This is a genomic window from Metapseudomonas boanensis (assembly GCF_018704125.1).
GTDB classification, from domain to species: Bacteria; Pseudomonadota; Gammaproteobacteria; order Pseudomonadales; family Pseudomonadaceae; genus Metapseudomonas; species Metapseudomonas boanensis.
Window position 1 is genome coordinate 152,682 of record NZ_JAGTIS010000003.1, and the last position, 19,670, is coordinate 172,351.

At 61.6% G+C, this 19,670-nt stretch carries 18 protein-coding genes; 10 read left to right on the forward strand and 8 right to left on the reverse strand.

What is annotated here, in order from left to right; genetic code table 11:
• Window positions 1-7: 7 nt before the first annotated feature.
• The 3 genes from J7302_RS08220 to J7302_RS08230 form a co-directional block, all read right to left on the reverse strand.
• Window positions 8-934: an alpha/beta hydrolase gene (locus J7302_RS08220; protein ID WP_215372771.1), complete on the reverse strand. Its 927-nt coding sequence runs from the start codon at window positions 932-934 to the stop codon at window positions 8-10.
• Window positions 924-1,760, reverse strand: a complete 837-nt coding sequence (locus J7302_RS08225; RefSeq protein WP_215372772.1) for an SDR family NAD(P)-dependent oxidoreductase — start codon at window positions 1,758-1,760, stop codon at window positions 924-926. The genes J7302_RS08220 and J7302_RS08225 overlap by 11 nt, the downstream gene beginning before the upstream one ends.
• A gap of 89 nt (window positions 1,761-1,849) precedes the next feature.
• Window positions 1,850-2,824, reverse strand: a complete 975-nt coding sequence (locus J7302_RS08230; RefSeq protein WP_215372773.1) for an NADP-dependent oxidoreductase — start codon at window positions 2,822-2,824, stop codon at window positions 1,850-1,852.
• A 271-nt stretch (window positions 2,825-3,095) separates the two neighbouring features.
• Between J7302_RS08230 and J7302_RS08235 the strand changes: the two genes are divergently transcribed.
• The 8 genes from J7302_RS08235 to J7302_RS08270 all read left to right on the forward strand — a co-directional run bounded on the left by J7302_RS08235 (window position 3,096) and on the right by J7302_RS08270 (window position 11,768).
• Window positions 3,096-4,142, forward strand: a complete 1,047-nt coding sequence (locus J7302_RS08235) for a Rieske 2Fe-2S domain-containing protein (RefSeq protein WP_215372774.1) — start codon at window positions 3,096-3,098, stop codon at window positions 4,140-4,142.
• A gap of 113 nt (window positions 4,143-4,255) precedes the next feature.
• Window positions 4,256-5,386, forward strand: a complete 1,131-nt coding sequence (locus J7302_RS08240) for a helix-turn-helix transcriptional regulator (protein WP_215372775.1) — start codon at window positions 4,256-4,258, stop codon at window positions 5,384-5,386.
• 260 nt (window positions 5,387-5,646) lie between these two features.
• On the forward strand, window positions 5,647-6,192 hold the full coding sequence (nudE, locus tag J7302_RS08245) for an ADP compounds hydrolase NudE (protein ID WP_215372776.1): 546 nt from the start codon (window positions 5,647-5,649) through the stop codon (window positions 6,190-6,192).
• Window positions 6,193-6,275: 83 nt separating this feature from the next.
• A complete protein-coding gene (locus J7302_RS08250) occupies window positions 6,276-6,449 on the forward strand; it encodes a hypothetical protein (RefSeq protein ID WP_215372777.1) in 174 nt (57 codons plus the stop codon).
• Window positions 6,450-6,716: 267 nt separating this feature from the next.
• Complete coding sequence (ccoG, locus tag J7302_RS08255) at window positions 6,717-8,132, forward strand: cytochrome c oxidase accessory protein CcoG (protein WP_215372778.1); 1,416 nt, start codon at window positions 6,717-6,719, stop codon at window positions 8,130-8,132.
• A gap of 80 nt (window positions 8,133-8,212) precedes the next feature.
• On the forward strand, window positions 8,213-9,634 hold the full coding sequence (gene mapR / locus J7302_RS08260) for a GntR family transcriptional regulator MpaR (RefSeq protein ID WP_215372779.1): 1,422 nt from the start codon (window positions 8,213-8,215) through the stop codon (window positions 9,632-9,634).
• Window positions 9,635-9,942: 308 nt separating this feature from the next.
• Window positions 9,943-10,140, forward strand: a complete 198-nt coding sequence (locus J7302_RS08265; protein WP_215372780.1) for a hypothetical protein — start codon at window positions 9,943-9,945, stop codon at window positions 10,138-10,140.
• A 155-nt stretch (window positions 10,141-10,295) separates the two neighbouring features.
• Window positions 10,296-11,768: an inorganic phosphate transporter gene (locus J7302_RS08270; protein WP_215372781.1), complete on the forward strand. Its 1,473-nt coding sequence runs from the start codon at window positions 10,296-10,298 to the stop codon at window positions 11,766-11,768.
• A gap of 198 nt (window positions 11,769-11,966) precedes the next feature.
• Here J7302_RS08270 and J7302_RS08275 read toward each other — a convergent pair whose 3' ends face one another.
• Entirely contained in the window at window positions 11,967-13,460 is a 1,494-nt protein-coding gene (locus J7302_RS08275; RefSeq protein WP_215372782.1) for a helicase HerA-like domain-containing protein, read from the reverse strand.
• 127 nt (window positions 13,461-13,587) lie between these two features.
• On the opposite strand from J7302_RS08275, the gene J7302_RS08280 reads away from it, so the two are divergent.
• Window positions 13,588-15,465 (forward strand): methyl-accepting chemotaxis protein, encoded by a 1,878-nt coding sequence (locus J7302_RS08280; RefSeq protein ID WP_215372783.1) that lies wholly within the window; start codon window positions 13,588-13,590, stop codon window positions 15,463-15,465.
• 226 nt (window positions 15,466-15,691) lie between these two features.
• On the opposite strand, the gene J7302_RS08285 is transcribed toward J7302_RS08280, so the two are convergent.
• From J7302_RS08285 to purU, 3 genes are read right to left on the reverse strand one after another with little or no spacing between them, the layout of a single operon-like run.
• The gene (locus J7302_RS08285; RefSeq protein ID WP_215372784.1) at window positions 15,692-15,886 is read right to left on the reverse strand and encodes a hypothetical protein; all 195 of its coding nucleotides are present in this window, start codon (window positions 15,884-15,886) and stop codon (window positions 15,692-15,694) included.
• 12 nt (window positions 15,887-15,898) lie between these two features.
• Window positions 15,899-16,324 (reverse strand): CBS domain-containing protein, encoded by a 426-nt coding sequence (locus J7302_RS08290; RefSeq protein ID WP_215372785.1) that lies wholly within the window; start codon window positions 16,322-16,324, stop codon window positions 15,899-15,901.
• 48 nt (window positions 16,325-16,372) lie between these two features.
• Window positions 16,373-17,224, reverse strand: coding sequence for a formyltetrahydrofolate deformylase (gene purU / locus J7302_RS08295; RefSeq protein WP_215372786.1), 852 nt, complete (start codon window positions 17,222-17,224; stop codon window positions 16,373-16,375).
• 334 nt (window positions 17,225-17,558) lie between these two features.
• On the opposite strand from purU, the gene mvaT reads away from it, so the two are divergent.
• A complete protein-coding gene (gene mvaT, locus J7302_RS08300; RefSeq protein WP_215372787.1) occupies window positions 17,559-17,939 on the forward strand; it encodes a histone-like nucleoid-structuring protein MvaT in 381 nt (126 codons plus the stop codon).
• Between the two features lie 82 nt (window positions 17,940-18,021).
• Here the strand turns inward: mvaT and sbcB are convergent, their stop codons facing one another.
• Window positions 18,022-19,452, reverse strand: coding sequence for an exodeoxyribonuclease I (sbcB, locus tag J7302_RS08305; RefSeq protein WP_215372788.1), 1,431 nt, complete (start codon window positions 19,450-19,452; stop codon window positions 18,022-18,024).
• Between the last annotated feature and the right edge of the window lie 218 nt (window positions 19,453-19,670).

Here is a 19,670-nt window from a genome sequence, read left to right on the forward strand (position 1 = left end):
CGGTTCCTCAGTTCAACGCCGCGCGTAGGTCGGCGGCGGCGGATTCGAGCGCTTGCTGCGCCTGCTGGACGAATGCGGCCATGCTGATGAAACCGTGGATCATGCCATCGCAGCGCTGCAGCCGGGTCGCTACGCCCGCCTCGCGCAAACGCTGGGCGAAGGCCTCGCCCTCGTCGCGTAGCGGGTCATACTCGGCGCTGAGCAGAGTGGTGGGTGGCTGCCCTTCCAGGTCTTCGGCGCGCAGGGGCGAAGCCAGCGCCTCGTCAGCTTGTTCGGCGCGGCTCAGGTACTGGCGCCAGAACCACTGCATCATCTCGCGGGTAAGGAAGTAGCCCTCGGCGAACTCGCGGTGGGAGGCGCTATCGCAACGCGCATCTGCAGCGGGATAGAACAGGCATTGGTAGGCCACACGTGGCCCCTTGCGGGTTGCCGCCAGGCGACTCACGGCAATAGCCAGGTTGGCCCCGGCGCTGTCACCGGCCAAGGCCAGGCGGCTGGCATCGAAGCCAAGCTCGCCGGCACGCTCGACCAGGTCGCAGGTGGCGCGGTAGCAGTCGTGCGGGGCTGCCGGGAACTTGCTCTCCGGCGCCAGTCGGTAAGCCACCGACACCACCACAGCGCCGGACAGCCGAGCCAGGCTGCGGCAGAGATTGTCATGGGTATCGAGGTTGCCGATGACAAAGCCGCCGCCATGGAAGAACACCAGCAGCGGCAGGGTGTTGCTGTCCTCGGGTCGATAAAGGCGCGCATCCAGCTCGCCCTCGGCCCCTGCCACCTTGAGGTTGCGCACCTCGAACAGGCGCTCACCTGGCATCGGCGGCATGAGGTTGTCGGAGAACTGGCGGTACTGCATCGGATCAAGCTGGTTGAAGTCCGGCTGCGGCAAGCCGCTGAACTGTTGCAGGACAGCGGCGATCTGCGGATCAAGCGCCATGGGGCTCTCCTTCTACATCGACCATCTGGAAGACTGGATTGGTTTCTTCGAGGATGCTGGCCAGGCGCTGTTCCAGGGCCGGCTTGAAACTCTTGTGCGGCAGCAGCCAGAAGCGGCCTTCGGCCACTCCGGCGAATACCAGTTGTGCCAGCTCGCGCGGCGCCATGCCTTGGCGGATCGTGCTGTCGAGCAGCGAGTCAAGTTGGCGGGCGGCTTCACCAGCCGCGCGATTGGAGGCCATGATGTCGCTGGCCACGGGGCCTGGGCAGAGCACGGAAACCGAGACCGGCGCCTGCAGCATTGCCAGCTCGTAATGCAGGGTTTCCGAGAGCGCGACCACCGCCTGCTTGGTCACCGTATAAGGCGCCATCATCGGGCTGCTGATTAGCCCGGCGAGCGAGGCGGTATTGACGATATGAGCCGGACGCCCCTGCCTGAGCAGCAACGGCACGAAACTGCGAACGCCATTGATGACGCCGCGCAGGTTGATGTCGAGCATGCGCTGCCATTGCGCCGCGGTGATCTCCCAGCTGAATCCGGTCTGCATCACGCCAGCATTGTTGAACAGCAGGTCGACGCCGTCGAAACGCTGCTGCGCCAGCGCAAGCAGGCTTTCTACCTGCTCCGGATCGCCGACGTCGGCCACCAGCGTGGCGACCTCCGCGCCCTGGGCAGCCAACTCTTCCGCCAGCGCGGTCAGTCGTTGCCCGTCGATATCGCTGAGCACCAGGCGCAGGCCCAGTGCCGCTGCTTCTTCCGCCAAGCCTTTGCCGATGCCACCTGCCGCGCCGGTAATCACCGCCACCTGGCCTTGTTCAATAACCATCATGGACTCCCGTTCTTGTTCTATTTGGGCCAGTAGAGCCCTTCCACCGGAGCCAGCCATCGTCCGCTTGGACGAGGGCGCGAGCCCGCTCAATCGGCGACCAGCAGCACCTGCTTGGTCCGTGCACGCCCCTGTTGCAGTCGCTCATGAGCAGTTGCCACGTCGGCCAGGGGCAGCACTTCAAGCCGCGGCGCACGCACGCGCCCAGCCGCGAGCAGGGCCGCGATTCGCTCCAGGGATTCACCGCTGGGCATGCGACTGTAGGCCACTGCGGTACGCAGGCCGCGCTGGGCGGCTTTGGCGTGGTCAGGCCCGGAATCGCCGGGCGTCAGGGTGAGAATCGCCACGAGCATGCCGCCATCGCGCAGCAGGTCGAGGGCGTCAGGCAGGCTGCCGCCACCAATGCAGTCGAGCACCAGGTCGACGCCTTCCGGCGCCCAATGGCACAGGGTCGGTGCTATTGCGCCTGCACGGTAGTCGATTGCGCACTCGGCGCCGAGGGCCTGCACATGCAGCAGGTTGCCCTGACTGCAGGTGGCAGCGATACGCGCGCCGGCACAGCGAGCGAACTGGATGGCAAAGCCGCCCACGGCACTGCCGCCACCATGGACCAGAACCTTCATGCCCGGGCGCAGGGCTCCTTCGTCAAACAACCCCGCCCAGGCTGCCAGGGCTGGTGTGGGCACAGCGGCTGCGGCGGCGAAGTCGAGATTTTCCGGCATCCTCACCATCGAGGCACGAGAGACGCAGGCGTATTCGGCATAGGAACCCCACTTACCGGCACCGACATCGCTCTGGGCGAAGACCCGAGTCCCCAGGGGCAGGTCTTCCACGCCCTGCCCCACCGCTGCCACGGTGCCTGCCAGATCGAAACCGAGGACAAACGGGAATCGGTATTCGAGGAAGCCACCCAGCAATCCCTCCCGGCATTTCCAGTCCGCCGGATTGACCCCGGCGCAGACCACCCGCACCAACACTTCACCCGGTCCGGGTTGTGGACGTTCCACCTCGGCCAATTGCAAAACCTCGGCCCCGCCGATGCGTTCGATGACCACTGCGCGCATTGCTTTCTCCGATGGATCAACTGGGTCGCACGCCGCAGGACGCGGCAAGGATGAACAGGCGGAATGGCGGGGCTGCAATTGAGCCCAGCGCCTGTGATCACATCTGTTCTTGTTCTGCCGGGCAGTAAAGCGAGCTGTCGGCTGGCAGCCATCGTCCGATCAGACGATGCCGACAAATGCTGGGACCGCAGAATCCATCAAGTGCAAAAAGCTGCCTCGGTCCGCCTAAGCCGGCCGCAGCTATCACGGACCCCGAGCGGAGAACAAGAACATGAGTACCCTGCACCGAATCGAAGCCAAACAGTTGGAAGCGCGCTACGCGCGTGGCTGGCACTGCCTCGGCCTGACCGCACAGTACCGTGACGGCAAGGCCCACCGCCTGGACGTCTTCGGTACCCGCCTGGTGGCGTTCGCCGGGGAGGACGGGCAAATCCGTATCCTCGATGGCTACTGCCCGCACATGGGTGCCGACCTCAGCGAAGGCTGCGTCGAGGGAGACGCCGTGCGTTGCCCGTTCCACGACTGGCGTTGGCGCGGCGATGGCGTGTGTGACGACATCCCCTATGCCAAGCGCATTCCGCCGCGGGCGAAGATCAAATCCTGGCCAGTGTTGGAACAGAACAATCTGCTCTTCGTCTGGAACGATCCGGAAGGCAATCCGCCGATTGCCGAGCAGGCTATCCCTCGCATCGACGCTTGCTTCAACGACGAATGGGCCGAGTGGGAAGTGGCCGAGCTGAAGATCGACACCAATTGCCGCGAGCTGATCGACAACGTGGCCGACATGGCGCACTTCGACTCAGTCCACGGCACCGAGCTGACGCACTTCAGCAACAAGTTCGATAAGCACCTGGCAATCCAGTACATGCGCGGCAGCAGCGCTCGCCTATCCGGCGAGAGCCAGCTGACGACCGTCGCCACGTATTACGGCCCGGCCTACCAGATCACCGAAATGACCGGTGCGATGGATGGCGTGCCGATCCACTCCATCCTGCTCAACTGCCATGTGCCCATCGACCTGAACAGCTTCACCCTGCGCTATGGCGTGCTGGTGAAGAAAGTCCCGGGACTCACCGACGAGCAGAACCGCGCCATGGCCCAGGCCTACGTGAAACAGGCCCAGGATGCGTTCTACGAGGACGTGGCGATCTGGCACACCAAGACCCGCGTCGACAACCCGCTGCTCTGCGACGGCGACGGCCCGGTCTATCAGCTGCGCAAGTGGTACGATCAGTTCTATACCGACATCGCCGATCTGAGCACCGCAACAGCCGAACCTCGTTCTTTCGTGGTTCTGGACGTCACAGAGACCGCTTAAGCCCGTCCTAGAGCCAGTCGTCTGTCGATCATCGGCAGACGATTGTGCTTGTAGTGAAGGCCTATTTCTCTGTATGAAGCGTTCTATACATAAAAATAAAAAATGGTTCAGACATGGCACAGATACTCACGCTCGACGAGTTCAGCGGAATGCTCCGCAACCTCTATCAGGGGCCGCTGGAAGACATTCCCTGGACAACTTTCCTGGATCAACTGAAAAACTGTCTTTCATCCAAGTACGCCACTTTTATTCTGCGCCCACCCAGCCAACACGTGGATGGTCTGAGCATCTCCACCGCCGGCTCGTCCGCAGAGGTAACGGCCTCCTATAACCAGCATTTCTATAGCCTGGACCCGTTCGTCGGCCTGCCCAACCGGCAGGTGATCACCCTGGCCGAGTTCGTCTCGGACAAAGACTGGTTGAATTCAGAGTTCTACAAGAGCTTCATGGAGCCGGTGGATGTGTTCCACATCCTCGGGGCGGACATCAACACCAGCGATGGCGCGCAGTGCCGCATCCGCATTTCCCGCGGCCAGGACGCGCCCCCCTTCGATCAACATGACAAGGATCTGCTGACCCTGTTGCTGCCTCATCTTGAACAGGCAGTGGTGCTGCACATGCACCTCAACCGGGTCGAAAGCGAGCGGAACCTCTACGCCGGCGCGGTCGATCAGTTGGCGGTGGGCACCATCATCCTCGACCAGGACGGCAAGGTCCTGCAGAAGAATCGCCTGGCCGAACATCTGCTGGACGAAAAGGACGGCATCAAGCTGGTCAACGAAAGCCTGCAGGTTGGCACTGCACGCGACAGCCAGGTGTTCCGCCAACTGGTCAAGCAGGCACTGCTCTCGCAGAAAAGCACTAACCCCTCGGTGGTCGAGGCCATGCGTGTGCAACGCCCGTCAGGGCGCGCGGACCTCGGCATCATCGTCCGCTCGGTACCGCCCAGCGCCTGGAGCGAGGGCAAGCAATGCCCATCGGTGGTCATTTTCATCAGCGACCCCGAGCTGGAGTCCAGCGCCCCACAGGAGATCGTCAAGGCGCTGTTCGACCTCACGCCTGCCGAAGCCCAACTGGCGATGCTGCTGGCCAACGGTCTGACCCTGGATGAAGCGTCGGATGCCCTGGGCATCAGCCGCAACACCGCTCGCGCGCACCTGCGCTCGACCTTCTCCAAGACCGGCGTGACCCGACAAACCATGTTGGTACGGTTGATCCTGCGCAGCGTGGCGACACTGGGGTGATCCAGCCCACTCCTCCGCCCCTCTCCCTGGAGAGGGGCGGGATAACGCGCGCGTGATGGAAATGATTTAGCCGGCCAGTCTGGCATGGAATCGAGCGGGCGATCGACTCAGCACGAACCAATTCCCGTCGCCCCTCTGGAGCGACCGGCGTGCAAAGGGCCGGGAGCGGGAATGCCCCTAGTCCATCCAGACGATGCCTACCAGCCCTGCGCGCGCGACTCTCTGACGGGTCAAGCGCCACCTCCGCCGGGAGCCCCGCCATGCGCAGCCTGCCCACCATCCTCAAGACCGAACTGCTGGCCGAAAGCGGCTGGTTCCAGATCGAAGCCCTGCACCTGGAGTTCAGCAACGGCCAGCAGCGCGTCTACGAGCGCCTGCGTGGATCGGGCTATCAGTCGGTAATGGTGGTGGCTCTGCCCGACCCGCACCACGTGCTGCTAGTCCGCGAATACGCCGTAGGTGTCGAACAACGAGTCCTGGGCTTGCCCAAAGGTGGCGTAGAGGCTGACGAAAGCCCGGAACAGGCCGCCAACCGTGAACTCATGGAAGAGGTCGGTCTGCGCGCCGGCCGCCTGCGCGAATTGGGCCTGCTGACCCTGGCGCCTGGCCACCTGTGCCACAGCTGCCGCGTGGTGCTGGCCGAGGACCTGCAACCCTGCACAGCCCTTGGCGACGAGCCTGAACCGCTGGAGGTCATGCGTGTGCCGCTGGCGCGGGTTCCGGCCCTGGTTGCCTCGGGGGAGTTGCACGAGGCACGCGCCATCGCTGCGCTGTTCATGGCGCTCAGCAATAAAAGCGGCATCTAGTCCGTTTGGACGAGGCGGTTTGCCGAGGGCCTTCCTAGTCTTGCCCACATAACAACGTGTCCCTCCCGTGTAGAGGAAAGACCATGAAAACAAAAAAGAAGCTGTGCTTCACTCTCCTCGTCTGCGCTTTTGTGGCGGCCTATGCCGCCATGATGATGCGCCCATTGCCGCCGCCGCTGGCCGCCACCAATTATTGCCAGCCGGCCTATCCCGCCTGCTACATCCCTGTACCGACCATCGCCACGCTGCTGCCCTAGCCCTGGCTTCGTTCGGGGACAAGCAAGCCCTGCTCGGTCCTGGCTCTCTGCATTGCCGCTGCGCTGGTCATTCAGCCCAGCGGCCCGCGACCTGATGCCGCGCTACCTGGATGTTTTCCTGCTCCAGGGGGCCTATCCACGCGCCCTGTGCCTCGGCAACCGCTTACTGCTCATCTGATATGGTTTTTACCGACCGATCTGAATCTGTTTTACCTATCAGGCCCTTCCTATAGTCCGCCTCGCCTCAACAGCCTGATAGGCAACATCATGAGCGAGAGAATCCCGGCGAAGGTCTTGGAGATCACTCCAAACCTGTCCCCCGCCGCCAGCAAGCCCCTTTCTGCCTCCAACGGCCCCATCCACACCCGCCAGTTCAGTGGCTTCTTCCGAGATCTGCGCCGTATCGGCGCGGGCCTGCTGTGCCTGCTGTTCTTCGGTACGCTCTGGCTCGACTGGGATGGCCGCCAAGCGGTCCTCTGGAGTCTTGAGGACAGCAAGTTCTATATATTCGGCGCCACCTTCTGGCCGCAGGACTTCATCCTGCTGTCAGGGCTGCTGATCATCTGCGCCTTCGGCCTGTTCTTCATCACGGTGTTCGCCGGCCGCGTGTGGTGCGGCTACACCTGCCCCCAGAGTGTCTGGACCTGGATGTTCATGTGGTGCGAACAGGTGACGGAGGGAGACCGCAACCAGCGCATCAAACTGGCTGACGCTCCATGGAATGGACGCAAGCTGCTGCGTCGCACCGCCAAGCATGGCCTCTGGCTGCTGATCAGCCTGGCCACCGCGATCACCTTCGTCGGCTACTTCACCCCGGTGCGTGAACTGGTGATCGACTTGGCCGACCTGCAGATCGGCGGTACCTCGCTGTTCTGGGTGGTGTTCTTCACCGGCGCCACCTACCTGAATGCCGGTTGGCTGCGCGAACAGGTCTGCATTCATATGTGCCCCTACGCGCGCTTCCAGAGTGTGATGTTCGACAAGGACACGCTGATTGTCTCCTACGACGCCGCTCGCGGTGAGTCGAGGGGGCCACGCCGCAAGGATGCTGACCACAAGGCTCAAGGCCTGGGTGACTGTATCGACTGCCAGATGTGTGTGCAGGTCTGTCCTACGGGCATCGACATCCGTGACGGCCTGCAAATCGCATGCATCGGCTGTGCGGCCTGCGTGGATGCCTGCGATTCGATCATGGACCGCATGGGCTACGATCGGGGCCTGGTGGGCTACACCTCGGAGCGGGCACTCGAGGGTGGGCACACGCGCCTGCTACGCCCACGCTTGCTGGGCTATGCCGGCGCCCTGTTGCTGATGATCGTCGCCCTGGTCTGGCTGGGGGCCAACCGCTCCGAGCTGTCGCTGGACGTGATCAAGGACCGTGGCATGTTCCGCGAGAACGCAGCCGGTGAAATCGAGAACATCTATAACCTGAAGCTGATCAACAAGACTCAGCAGTCCCGGCGTTATCGCCTGGAGCTGGCCGAGCCCGACGACTTCCGCCTGCAAGGCCCGCAGGAGCTGGAGCTGAGTGCAGGCGAAATCCTCTCGTTACCGGTATCCGTAGCGCTGACCGCTGATGAAGGACCGGCAGGCCCCCGCTCCATCCGCTTCATCATGCGTAGCCTCGACCTGCCGGCTGCCGAAGCCAGCGCCACCAGCACCTTCGTCAGCCCGAGGCGCTGATGGGCCGGAGCGATGGCGGGCTCAGGCCGCAGCGCTTAGAGTGGGCAACCTCAGCCGAAGCTCAGCTGGTCCAGGAAAAGATGAAGCGCTACGAAAAATTCGCCGATGAAATCGCCGGGCTCATCAGCAGCGGCGTGCTTGCACCAGGGCAGAAAGTGCCCTCGGTGCGGCATGCCAGTCGCACCTACGGAGTCAGTGCCTCGACGGTATTCCAGGCCTATTACCTGCTGGAGAGTCGCGGGTTGATCCTGGCCCGCGCACGCTCTGGCTACTTCGTCTGCGAGCATGTGCACCGGCCGCTGCCAGAACCGGAGGCTGGCCCCCGTGAAGCCGCCACTACCGAAGTGGATGTCAGCGAACTGGTGTTCTCGGTACTGAGCTCCATCAAGGACCCGGACACCGTGCCCTTCGGCTCGGCCTTCCCCAGCCCGGAACTGTTCCCGTTGCCGCGCCTGGCACGGTCCATGGCTCACGCAGTTCGTGACATGGACCCGCGCTCGACGGTAGCTGACATGACGCCAGGCAACCATGCTCTGCGCCGACAGATCGCCTTGCGTTACATGGTCGGTGGCCTGCCGCTGGCCATTGAGGAGCTGGTGATCTGCAATGGCGCGCTGGAAGCCCTGAACCTCTGCCTGCAGGTCGTCACCCAACCCGGCGACCTGGTGGCGATCGAGGCCCCTGCTTTCTATGCCAGCCTGCAGGTTCTCGAACGCCTGAAACTGAAAGCCGTGGAAATTCCCGTGCACCCACGCGACGGGATCGACCTGCAAGTCCTGGCGGACAGTCTCGAGCGCCTGCCGATCAAGGCCTGCTGGTTCATGAGCAATTTCCAGAACCCCCTGGGCGCCAGCCTGAGCGAAGACCACAAGCGCCAGCTTGCTGCCCTGCTGGCCCGCCATCAGGTGCCGATGATCGAAGACGACGTCTACGCCGAGCTCTACTTCGGCTCCCAGGCGCCCAAACCAGTAAAAGCCTTCGACCAGGAGGGGCTGGTGATGCACTGCAGCTCCTTCTCCAAGAGCCTGGCGCCGGGCTACCGCGTAGGTTGGGTAGCCGGCGGACGATTTGCCGGGCAGATCGAGCGGCTCAAGCTGATGACCAGTATCTCCGCCTCGGTACCCGCTCAGGCAGCCATCGCTGACTACCTGCAGCACGGCGGCTATGATCGCCATCTGCGCAAGCTGCGCTTCGCCCTGGAAAGCCAGCGCAACGCCATGCTCGCGGCAGTGGCACGGTATTTCCCCGAGGAAACCGGGGCGAGCCGCCCAGAGGGTGGCTATTTCCTTTGGTTGGAGTTTCCCCGGCATGTGGATGCCCTGCGCCTGTTCCAGCTTGCGCTTGCCCAAGGCATCAGCATCGCGCCAGGCCCGATCTTCTCCGCTACCCGCAGCTTCAGCCACTGCGCCCGCCTCAACTACGGCCACCCCTGGAGTGGCCGAAGCGAACAAGCAATGGAAACCCTCGGACGGATCATCAGGTCTTTACCTGGAAACTTCTGAGCACCGTCCGGATCTTTTCTTTTGCACTTGCAGGACTTCCAGTAATGGAGGTTTTAACTTTGCTTGTTATACTTGCCGACGTTGTAGCTGGGCTGTTTCGTGAAATTGACTTCGAAGCCCATGGTCGATGCAACGTCGCTCATCCGGCGCTTTGAGTGGCATACGCAAGTTGCATGGCCTGATTAACGGATAATCAGAGGATCGCACTGACGGTCCCGCCCAAGCCCCCGGCACGAGAGGGCTTCAAGCCCCCGCGATAACCGGAAACGCCTTCAAGACCATTGCTAGATATAGAGACGGATAACCACGTGACGAAAGACGAACTGCGCGCGGAACTCGAGCGCCAGGCGCAACGTTACAAGGACGTATACGGCGGTGAAATCACCACCTATGCCGCACAACGGGATCCTGAGCGTAAAGCCTGGCGCAAGAAACCCAGCTTCCTCGATCAAGTTTTTGAAAAAGAACTGGAGAAGATCGAGAAGGAGCTCAAGCAAGACCCCTGACAATTTGCCGCATTTGGCGGGACAAGGCTCTGTTTCGTATAGATTTGCGAAAACTCCAGTTCAGGGTGAGGGAATCCGGTCGACGCCTGGGAGTGGGCGGCGACCGGTTTTCTGGCATAATCGCCGCCCCTTCATGAACCAGTCACAGAAACTTCATGTTCGATCTCTTCAGTGGGCTTGATGCCTGGGTAGCTCTCAGTCTGGTGCTGGCCTTGGCATTCGTCCTGACCTTCGAATTCATCAATGGTTTCCATGACACCGCAAATGCGGTAGCCACGGTTATCTATACCAAAGCCATGTCGCCCTACCGGGCGGTGATCCTCTCGGGGATCTTCAACTTCCTCGGTGTATTGCTGGGCGGCGTCGGCGTGGCCTACGCCATCGTCCACCTGCTGCCGGTAGAGCTGCTGATCAACGTCAACACAGGACACGGCTTGGCCATGGTGTTCTCCATGCTCACGGCGGCCATCGCCTGGAACCTGGGGACCTGGTATTTCGGCATTCCTGCCTCCAGCTCGCACACGCTGATCGGTTCGATCCTGGGCGTTGGCCTTGCCAACACCGTCATCACTGGCCTGCCGCTTGGCGAAGGCGTGAACTGGGGGAAGGCGATCGATATCGGCCTCTCGCTGATCTTCTCCCCTGCTGCCGGCTTCCTGGTCGCGGCGCTGGTATTGCTCAGCCTGAAGTGGATGTATCCGCTGTCGAAGATGCACAAGACACCGGAAACCCGCAAAGAGCTGGATGAGAAGAAGCACCCGCCGTTCTGGAACCGCCTGGTCCTGGTGCTCTCCGCCATGGCCGTGAGCTTCGTGCATGGCTCCAACGACGGCCAGAAAGGCATCGGTCTGATCATGCTGGTACTGATCGGCATCGTGCCGGCGAAGTTCGTCCTGGACCTCAATAGCACCACCTACCAGATCGAGCGCACCCGTGACGCGGCAACCCACTTGAGCCAGTTCTACGAGCGCCACACCGACACCCTTGGCGAGATGCTGGCCCTGGGCAAGAGCAACGGCAGTGAAATGCCCAAGCTCTATCGCTGTGATCCGAAGCAGACCGAACAGACCATCGCCGCACTGCTGCGTGAGCTGAATGGCGTCGCCAGCTACAAGGACCTCAGCGAGGAGAGCCGTGTAGAAGTTCGCCGCTACCTGCTCTGCCTGGACGATACAGCCAAGAAGGTGGGCAAACTCTCCGACCTGCCAGCTCGCGAGAAAGCCGACCTTGAAAAACTTCGCAAGGATCTGACCGCCACCACCGAGTACGCTCCCTTCTGGGTCATCCTCGCCGTGGCCCTGGCCCTGGGCATCGGCACCATGGTGGGTTGGAAGCGCGTTGTACGCACCGTCGGCGAGAAGATCGGCAAGCACGGCATGACCTATGCCCAAGGCATGAGTGCCCAGATCACCGCTGCCTGCGCCATCGGCATGGCCAACATCTACAGCTTGCCTGTCTCCACGACGCATGTCCTGTCTTCGGGCGTTGCCGGCACCATGGTTGCCAACAAGAGCGGTCTGCAGGGAGGCACGGTACGCACCATCCTGATGGCCTGGGTGCTGACCCTGCCGACGACGATCCTGCTGTCTGCTGTGCTGTTCTGGCTGGCAACGACAGTGATTGTCTGATCCGGACGGTATGGAATAAGGGCGCCTGCAGGCGCCCTTATTCATTGGAAGGCGTCTGCAGAGTGCATTCATGTGTACCAGAGCAGGATCCCTGTGGGTGCGAGCCCATTTGCAAAGCAGGTCGCTGGACTGCCTCTCGATCCCAAACTGGCCGCAGGCTTACCCCCCCCTCGCACAGAAGGGGAAGGCGCACAACGCTCAGCGACGCTTGCTGCCCCCCAGCAACGAGCCCATCAAGCCACGAACCAATTGCCGGCCGATCTGATTGGCCGCTTGGCGCACCGCCGTTTTCATCACCTGACTGGCAAGACTACCCAGCAACTCACCTGCCACATCGCCCAACCCGCCCTGTTGCGTTGCCGGCTTGCCCTTGTCCTGGCCCGGCGCATCCGGAACCTCGCGCGTCGCCCGCTGGGTGAGCATCTCGTAGGCCGATTCCCGATCAATCGCCCTGTCATAACGTCCCGCCTGTGGTGAGCTGCGTACCAGAGCAGCGCGCTCGGCCTCGTTCAGCGGCCCGATGCGTGATTGTGGCGGCGCGATGGCCACGCGCTGGACCATGCCCGGCGTCCCCTTCTCTTCCAGCGTGCCAACCAGAGCCTCACCGATGCCGAGTTCAGTCAGGACCGCCAAGGTGTCGAAAGTCGGGTTGGGGCGGAAGCCGTCTGCCACTGCGCGCAGGGACTTCTGCTCCTTGGTGGTGAACGCGCGCAGGCCGTGCTGGATGCGCAGACCCAACTGCGCCAGGACGTCATCCGGCAGGTCGCTGGGAGACTGGGTGACGAAATACACGCCAACACCCTTGGAGCGGATCAAGCGGACGACCTGTTCGAGTCGATCCTGCAAAGCCTTGGGTGTGTTGGCGAACAGCAAGTGTGCCTCATCGAAGAACAACGCCAGCACGGGCTTGTCCGCATCCCCCCGCTCCGGCAGTTGCTCGAAGAGCTCGGCCAGCAGCCAGAGCAGGAAGGTGGCGTAGACCTTCGGCGCCTCGTGAACCAGTCGGCTCGCATCGAGCAGGTGGATCCGCCCACGACCATCGGCATTTGGCTGGAGGATGTCCTCCAGCTGCAGGGCCGGTTCGCCGAACAACGCCTCGGCCCCCTGCTGCTCCAGTGTCGCCAGGCGCCGCAGCAAGGCTTGTGCGGAAGCGCCAGCGAACAGCGCACGGTCCTCACCCAGCACTTCGGGATTGTCCTTGAGGTGATTGAGTAGCGCCTTCAGGTCCTTCAGGTCGAGCAGCAGCAGGCCCTCACGGTCAGCCACCTGGAAAGCCGCGTAGAGTGCCGCCTGCTGGCTGTCGGTCAACTCCAGCAGGTTACCCAGCAACAGCGGCCCCATTTCACTGAGAGTGGTGCGCAAAGGATGGCCGGATACTCCGGCAACGTCCCACAGGGTCACTGGATAAGCCTGCGGTTGATGGCCAAGCCAAGGCATCGTGGCGATACGCTCGGCCACCTTGCCCTGGGGATGGCCGACAGCGCCGAGGCCACACAAGTCGCCCTTGATGTCCGCGGCAAAGACCGCCACGCCGGCATCGCTGAACAATTCGGCCAGACGCTGCAAAGTGACTGTCTTGCCGGTGCCTGTGGCTCCCGCGATCAGTCCATGGCGATTGGCCAGGCGCAAGGCCTGGAAAACGGCTTGCCCCTGGGGATCAGCGCCAAGAATCAGGGAATTTTTCTCAGGCATTGTGCCTCACCTCGGATTAAAGCTTTCGAATGACGGTGCCGACATATAAACCGACGTTTCTTCTCAGTTTTTTATGCACTGAAGTGCCATGAAGACTGGTGCCTGACCTTAACGGACGCAAGCAAACATGATCAAAAACCTCAGGTTCAGCCACAAGATTCTGCTCGCTGCCTCGTTGGTGGTGATTGCAGCATTCTCGCTGTTCACGCTGTACAACGATTATTTGCAAAGGAATGCGCTCCGAGACGATTTGGAAAACGACTTGCGTGACATAGGTGATGTCACAGCAAGCAACATTCAGGGCTGGCTCTCCGGCCGAATCGTGCTGGTAGAAAGCCTGGCGGAATCAATCGCTGCCGACTCTCAACCAGATGCCATCACCCGCCTACTGGAGCGCAAGGCTCTGAAATCTGCGCTTGTCTCCACATTCATCGGTACCGAGGATGGCCAGTTCATCATCAGCCCGGACGCCAAGATGCCCGAGGGTTACGATCCTCGCGTCCGGCCCTGGTACAAGGATGCGAAAAATGCTGGCGGTGCCACTCTGACCGAACCTTACGTGGATGCATCCACCAACCAGCTGATCATGTCCATCGCCACACCCGTGCCTTCCATCGGCGTCGTCGGCGGCGACCTGAGCCTGGAGAACATGGTTCAGATCATCAACTCGCTGGACTTCGACGGCATGGGTTATGCCTTCCTGGTCAGCGCCGACGGCACGATCCTGGTCCATCCGAGCAAGGACCTGGTGATGAAGAAGCTGCGTGACATCTATCCGAAGAACACACCAGCCATCAGTGCCGACTTCAGCGAGGTCGAGGCTGAAGACGGTACGCGTATCCTGACCTTCGCCCCGATCAAGGGACTGCCCTCGGTGAACTGGTACGTTGGCCTCTCGGTAGACAAAGCCAAAGCCTACTCCATGCTCGACGAATTCCGCGCCTCGGCGGTGTTCGCCACCATGATCGCTGTGATCATCATCATGCTCCTGCTAGGCATGCTGATGCGCGTGCTGATGCAACCACTGCACGCCATGGGTCGCGCCATGCACGACATTGCCGAAGGCGAAGGTGACCTGACCATGCGCCTGGCGGTGCATTCCAAGGACGAGTTCGGCACGTTGGCCAACGCCTTCAACCGTTTCGTCGAGCGTATCCACGGCTCGATCCGTGAGGTGTCCTCGGCCACAAGCCAGGTCAACGAGGTTGCCAAGCTGGTACTCAACGCCTCCAACTCCTCGATGAGCAACTCCGACGAACAATCCAACCGCACCAACAGCGTCGCGGCGGCGATCAATGAACTGGGCGCCGCCGCCCAGGAGATCGCCCGTAACGCCGCCGACGCCTCACACCAGGCGTCCTCCGCACGCACCTTGGCCGAGGATGGCCGGCAGGTGGTGGAGCGCACCATCGCTGCGATGAACGAACTGTCCGGCAAGATCCGCGCCTCCTGCGGCAACATCGAAACGCTGAACAGCAAGACGGTGAACATCGGGCAGATCCTCGAAGTGATCAAGGGCATTTCCGAGCAGACCAACCTGCTGGCGCTCAACGCTGCCATCGAGGCGGCGCGGGCCGGCGAGGCCGGGCGTGGCTTTGCCGTGGTGGCAGACGAAGTACGCAACCTGGCGCACCGCACCCAGGAGTCGGCGCAGGAAATCCAGCAGATGATCGAAGAGCTGCAGGTGGGCGCACGCGAAGCGGTGACCACCATGACCGAGAGCCAGCGCTACAGCGAGCAGAGCGTGGAAATTGCCAACCAGGCTGGCGAGCGCCTGGGCAGCGTGACCCAGCGCATCGGTGAGATCGACGGCATGAACCAGTCGGTGGCCACCGCCACCGAGGAGCAGACCGCCGTGGTCGACTCGCTGAACATGGATATCACCGAGATCAACACCCTCAACCAGGACGGCGTGGAGAACCTGCAAGCGACCCTGCGCGCCTGCGGCGACCTGGAGCGTCAGGCCACGCGCCTACAACAGCTGGTGGGCAGCTTCCGGATCTGAGGCCCCGTTGCGAAGCCAAGGGGCGGGGGAGACCAACCACCCCCCGATCAGCTCCCTCTTCCCCGCCTGGGAGAGGGAGCTGATCGGGGGGGATACTGAGCCCTGCTCAATGCTCCTGAACAGACCTGTGGCCTGCCCGGCCAATGAATTCGCCCCGACAGGGTTTGCTACGGGGCGAGACAAAGTCCGACCAAACTTCCCACTTAAATAAAGAAAGGGCGCCTGATCAGCGCCCTTTTTCCTTCTCTACCCTCTTGGACTCATCCGGCACCTTCTCCTGCAACTGCCGCCAAAGCTCCTCGGCTCCGGGGAAGTCGGTACCGTCTTCGCTGCTCAATGCCTCCGGGTCGTAACGTCGCGCGCAACCCTCACCAACGACAGGTGGCGGCCTGGACGTGGCTCGCTCGCGTGGGTCTGACATTCAGCCATCTCCTCAGACTTCGGGCGGTTGGCCCTTCTCGTGCTGGGCGAACTCTTTCACCGCCCGCAATACATCACGGCGACTGATCTGCCCAATCAAGACCCCGCTTTCGACCACGGGGAACTGCCTGACGCTTGCACGCAGAAAACGCTGACAAGCCTCTATGATGTCGGCATCAGGCGAAATGGTCTCCAGCTGGGTAGACATGTAGCTGCTGACGTTTCCGCCAATCTCCTCGTAGTAGGCACCCGAGAGGATTCCGCGCAAGCAGTCGTTGTCGCTGAACATTCCGATCAGGTGCCCCTGAGAATCAACGACCGGAGCCCCGGATATCCGATGCTCGATCAGTCGTTCGATCGCCAGGAACAGGTCAGTATCGGACCTGAAGGTCACCAGGTGACGGGTCATGTAGTCGCGCACCTTGATGGACTTGAGCATGGATGAACTCCTCTGCCGCAGTACCGTTCCAGGTGCGCGCCTAAGGCCTCAGTCGAACACGACAGTCTTGTTGTCGTGAACCAGCACCCGGTCCTCCAAGTGATAGCGTAGCCCACGGGACAGCACCATCTTCTCCACATCCTTGCCGAAGCGGACCATATCTTCGACGCTGTCGCGGTGGGTGACCCGCACGACATCCTGCTCGATGATCGGGCCGGCATCCAGTTCCTCGGTCACATAGTGGCAGGTCGCGCCGATCAGCTTCACACCCCGCAGCGAGGCCTGGTGGTAAGGCTTGGCGCCCACGAAGGACGGCAGGAAGCTGTGATGGATATTGATGACCTGATGCGCATATCGCTGGCAGAGTTCCGGCGGCAGGATCTGCATGTAGCGAGCGAGCACCACGGTATCTGCGCGATGGGACTCCACAAGGCGGGAGACTTCGTCGAATGCCGGCTGCTTGTCCTTCGCGTCGACCGGTACATGGAAATAAGGGATGCCGTGCCACTCCACCATGCTGCGCAGGTCATCGTGGTTGGCAATCACACAGGGGATTTCGCAATCCAGTTCACCGCTGTGCCAGCGGTGCAGCAGGTCTGCGAGGCAATGAGACTCGCGACTGGCCATCAGGATCACCCGCTTCTTCACCTCCGAGTCCGTGACCCGCCAATCCATCGAGAACTCGCGTGCAATCGGTGCGAACGCCTGACGAAAACCGTCCAGGTCGAAAGGCAGGGAGTCGGCACGAATTTCATGCCGCATGAAGAACCAACCGCTCTGATTGTCCGAGTGGTGGCTGGCCTCGGTGATCCAACCGTTATAGGTAGCCAGGAAGTTGCTGACCTTGGCTACGATGCCAACGCCGTCCGGACAGGCAATCACCAGACGAAATGTGCGCATGGGGGAACACTCCAGAGACTTCGCAAAGGTCGCCATTCTAGCCACAGTAGGAGAAAACTTCAGTAACCCCTTGTCTCAGGCGAAGTCTGATGGGCTGATGGGCTGATTGAAGAATTCCCCTCGATGAAATAAGGCATAGCCGCGCGCAGGAACTAGGCAGCCTGCTGGACAGGAATTATCTGCAGAGCCTTTCGATTGCTTATATGAACTACTTCCAAACAAATAACGCTCACAAAACTTTTCACGCTTGTTTACTTGCTGTTAATCGCTGTCTATTATTGGAGTCACTCGCCCATCTTAAGTCATCACACGATTCAAAATAAGGGACGCCGACATGTCGCTGATCAACGAATACCGCGCAACTGAAGAAGCCATCAAGGAACTCCAGGAGCGCCTGAAAAGCCTGTCGCAAGACGACAAGCTGAAGAAGGAACTGGAGTTTGAAGGCAAACTGCGCACCCTGATGGGTGAATATCAGAAGTCCCTGCGCGACGTGATCGCCCTCCTGGATCCGGAGGCCCGCCTCAGCAAGGCTCCCCGCGCCAGCAAGGCCGCGGCTACCACCAGCAAGCGTGCGCGCAAGGTGAAGCAGTACAAGAACCCGAACACCGGCGAAGTGATCGAGACCAAAGGCGGCAACCACAAGACGCTGAAAGAGTGGAAAGCCAAGTGGGGCGCCGATACCGTTGAAGGCTGGGCCACCATCCTGGGCTAAGCCTCACGCGACAAAAAACGCCAGCTCGATGCTGGCGTTTTTTTACCTACGATTAATCCCACCAAAGTTGTGGGCTTTCCCTTTACAAGTGATAACGCAGACGCAGCTCAGCGGCGTACCGCTGCCACTCCAGCAATACCGCCTGATGCTTATCGTCGGACTTGGCCAGCAACTCGTCCAACGCCCGGGTGAATCCTGCCAGAGTATTTGGCGCCCCGAACTCCGGGCTGTTCAAGCGCATCCGACAAAATTCGAACCAGCGTCCGCGCTCATCGTCCGACAAAGTTTCAGGAAAGTTTCTGGCGCGGTAACGGAACAGCAATTCAGGCAGGCGCGGATCATCGAACGGCCAATTGTCGCGTCCCAGGCTCAGAGGCTCAGCGCGACGCACTTGCTCACACAAACGGCGGTCACGGTCTCCCAGAAAACCGTCGTACAACTGCTGTTCAGGGTCATCAACTACTGCGAACCCTTCTTCGGCATACAGCTCGGCCAGTTTCGCCTGCCAGGCGGCTGTGGCTTCGGCAATTTGCCGTGCTCGTCCGAGGCAAAGTTCCAGATCGATCCCGAGGCGTTCACGATCGGCGTCACGCAGCACCGCCATCGGCGCCACCACTGGACACTTGTTGATATGCAGGAGTTTGAGCGGTACCGGCAACTCACCTTCGGCGAGCTCTTCACGTCGCGTGTACAAACGAGTGCGCAACGACTGTGCGTCCAGTCCCAGCAGAGGCGAAGGATCGGCCTGCAGATCGCAGACGATCAGGGCATTGCGATTGCGCGGATGCCAAGCCAAGGGCAGGGCCACAGACAGGTAATGGCGCGCTGCGGAGAACCGTCCGGAGATATGCACCAGCGGCTGCAACAGGCGAATCTGCTCCTGCACCTTGTGCTTACTGCGCAGTTGGTAGAGGTAGTCGAACAGCTTGGGTTGACGCGCTTTAAGGAGCCTCGCCAGCGCAATGGTCGCACGAACATCCGACAAGGCATCGTGCGCCTGGCCATGATCGATACCGTTAGCCTCCGTCAATCGCTCCAGCTTGAGACTGACGCGCCCCTCCTCCTGCGGCCACTGTATGCCCTCGGGTCGCAGTGCGTAGGCTGTGCGAACCAGATCGATCAGGTCCCATCGGCTGTTGCCACCTTGCCACTCGCGCGCATAGGGATCGTAGAAGTTGCGATAGAGGCTGTAGCGCGTGACCTCATCGTCGAAGCGCAGGCTGTTATACCCGGCGCCACAGGTGCCCGGCTGTGACAGTTCGGCATGGACGAGACGCATGAACTCAGCTTCTTCCAGCCCCTTGGCGGCGAGCGTTGCGGGCAGGATTCCGGTTACCAGGCAGGCCCCCGGATGCGGCAGGATGTCATCGCTGGGACGGCAGTAGATATTCAGCGGTTCGCCGATCTCTTTGAGCGACTCGTCCGTGCGGATACCCGCGACCTGCAGCGGCCTGTCACTGCGAGGGTTGATCCCGGTGGTTTCGTAGTCGTACCAGAAGATGCTGGATGTCACGGCTGCCCCCTTGTTCGTGAGGGCGGCAGTCTAGCATTAGCCCCCACCACTACAGCTGCGCCGATGTCTAGGCTGGCCAGGATGCATCCGGCGGCCCTGCAGCAATCGTCTCGGCTTGCTGCAGAAATTGGTCGACGCCTAGAATCGCCGGCGCGGACGATCTTGAGACAAGGAAACCTGATGACCGGCCAATCCCGCCAAGCGCCGCACAAGCAGCG

Excerpts from the sequence above, each read along its gene's own strand:
- J7302_RS08220 (WP_215372771.1), bottom strand. The coding sequence starts at position 934 with ATGGCGCTTGATCCGCAGATCGCCGCTGTCCTGCAACAGTTCAGCGGC.
- J7302_RS08225 (WP_215372772.1), bottom strand. The coding sequence starts at position 1,760 with ATGGTTATTGAACAAGGCCAGGTGGCGGTGATTACCGGCGCGGCAGGT.
- J7302_RS08230 (WP_215372773.1), bottom strand. The coding sequence starts at position 2,824 with ATGCGCGCAGTGGTCATCGAACGCATCGGCGGGGCCGAGGTTTTGCAA.
- J7302_RS08235 (WP_215372774.1), top strand. The coding sequence starts at position 3,096 with ATGAGTACCCTGCACCGAATCGAAGCCAAACAGTTGGAAGCGCGCTAC.
- J7302_RS08240 (WP_215372775.1), top strand. The coding sequence starts at position 4,256 with ATGGCACAGATACTCACGCTCGACGAGTTCAGCGGAATGCTCCGCAAC.
- nudE (WP_215372776.1), top strand. The coding sequence starts at position 5,647 with ATGCGCAGCCTGCCCACCATCCTCAAGACCGAACTGCTGGCCGAAAGC.
- J7302_RS08250 (WP_215372777.1), top strand. The coding sequence starts at position 6,276 with ATGAAAACAAAAAAGAAGCTGTGCTTCACTCTCCTCGTCTGCGCTTTT.
- ccoG (WP_215372778.1), top strand. The coding sequence starts at position 6,717 with ATGAGCGAGAGAATCCCGGCGAAGGTCTTGGAGATCACTCCAAACCTG.
- mapR (WP_215372779.1), top strand. The coding sequence starts at position 8,213 with ATGAAGCGCTACGAAAAATTCGCCGATGAAATCGCCGGGCTCATCAGC.
- J7302_RS08270 (WP_215372781.1), top strand. The coding sequence starts at position 10,296 with ATGTTCGATCTCTTCAGTGGGCTTGATGCCTGGGTAGCTCTCAGTCTG.
- J7302_RS08275 (WP_215372782.1), bottom strand. The coding sequence starts at position 13,460 with ATGCCTGAGAAAAATTCCCTGATTCTTGGCGCTGATCCCCAGGGGCAA.
- J7302_RS08280 (WP_215372783.1), top strand. The coding sequence starts at position 13,588 with ATGATCAAAAACCTCAGGTTCAGCCACAAGATTCTGCTCGCTGCCTCG.
- J7302_RS08285 (WP_215372784.1), bottom strand. The coding sequence starts at position 15,886 with ATGTCAGACCCACGCGAGCGAGCCACGTCCAGGCCGCCACCTGTCGTT.
- J7302_RS08290 (WP_215372785.1), bottom strand. The coding sequence starts at position 16,324 with ATGCTCAAGTCCATCAAGGTGCGCGACTACATGACCCGTCACCTGGTG.
- purU (WP_215372786.1), bottom strand. The coding sequence starts at position 17,224 with ATGCGCACATTTCGTCTGGTGATTGCCTGTCCGGACGGCGTTGGCATC.
- mvaT (WP_215372787.1), top strand. The coding sequence starts at position 17,559 with ATGTCGCTGATCAACGAATACCGCGCAACTGAAGAAGCCATCAAGGAA.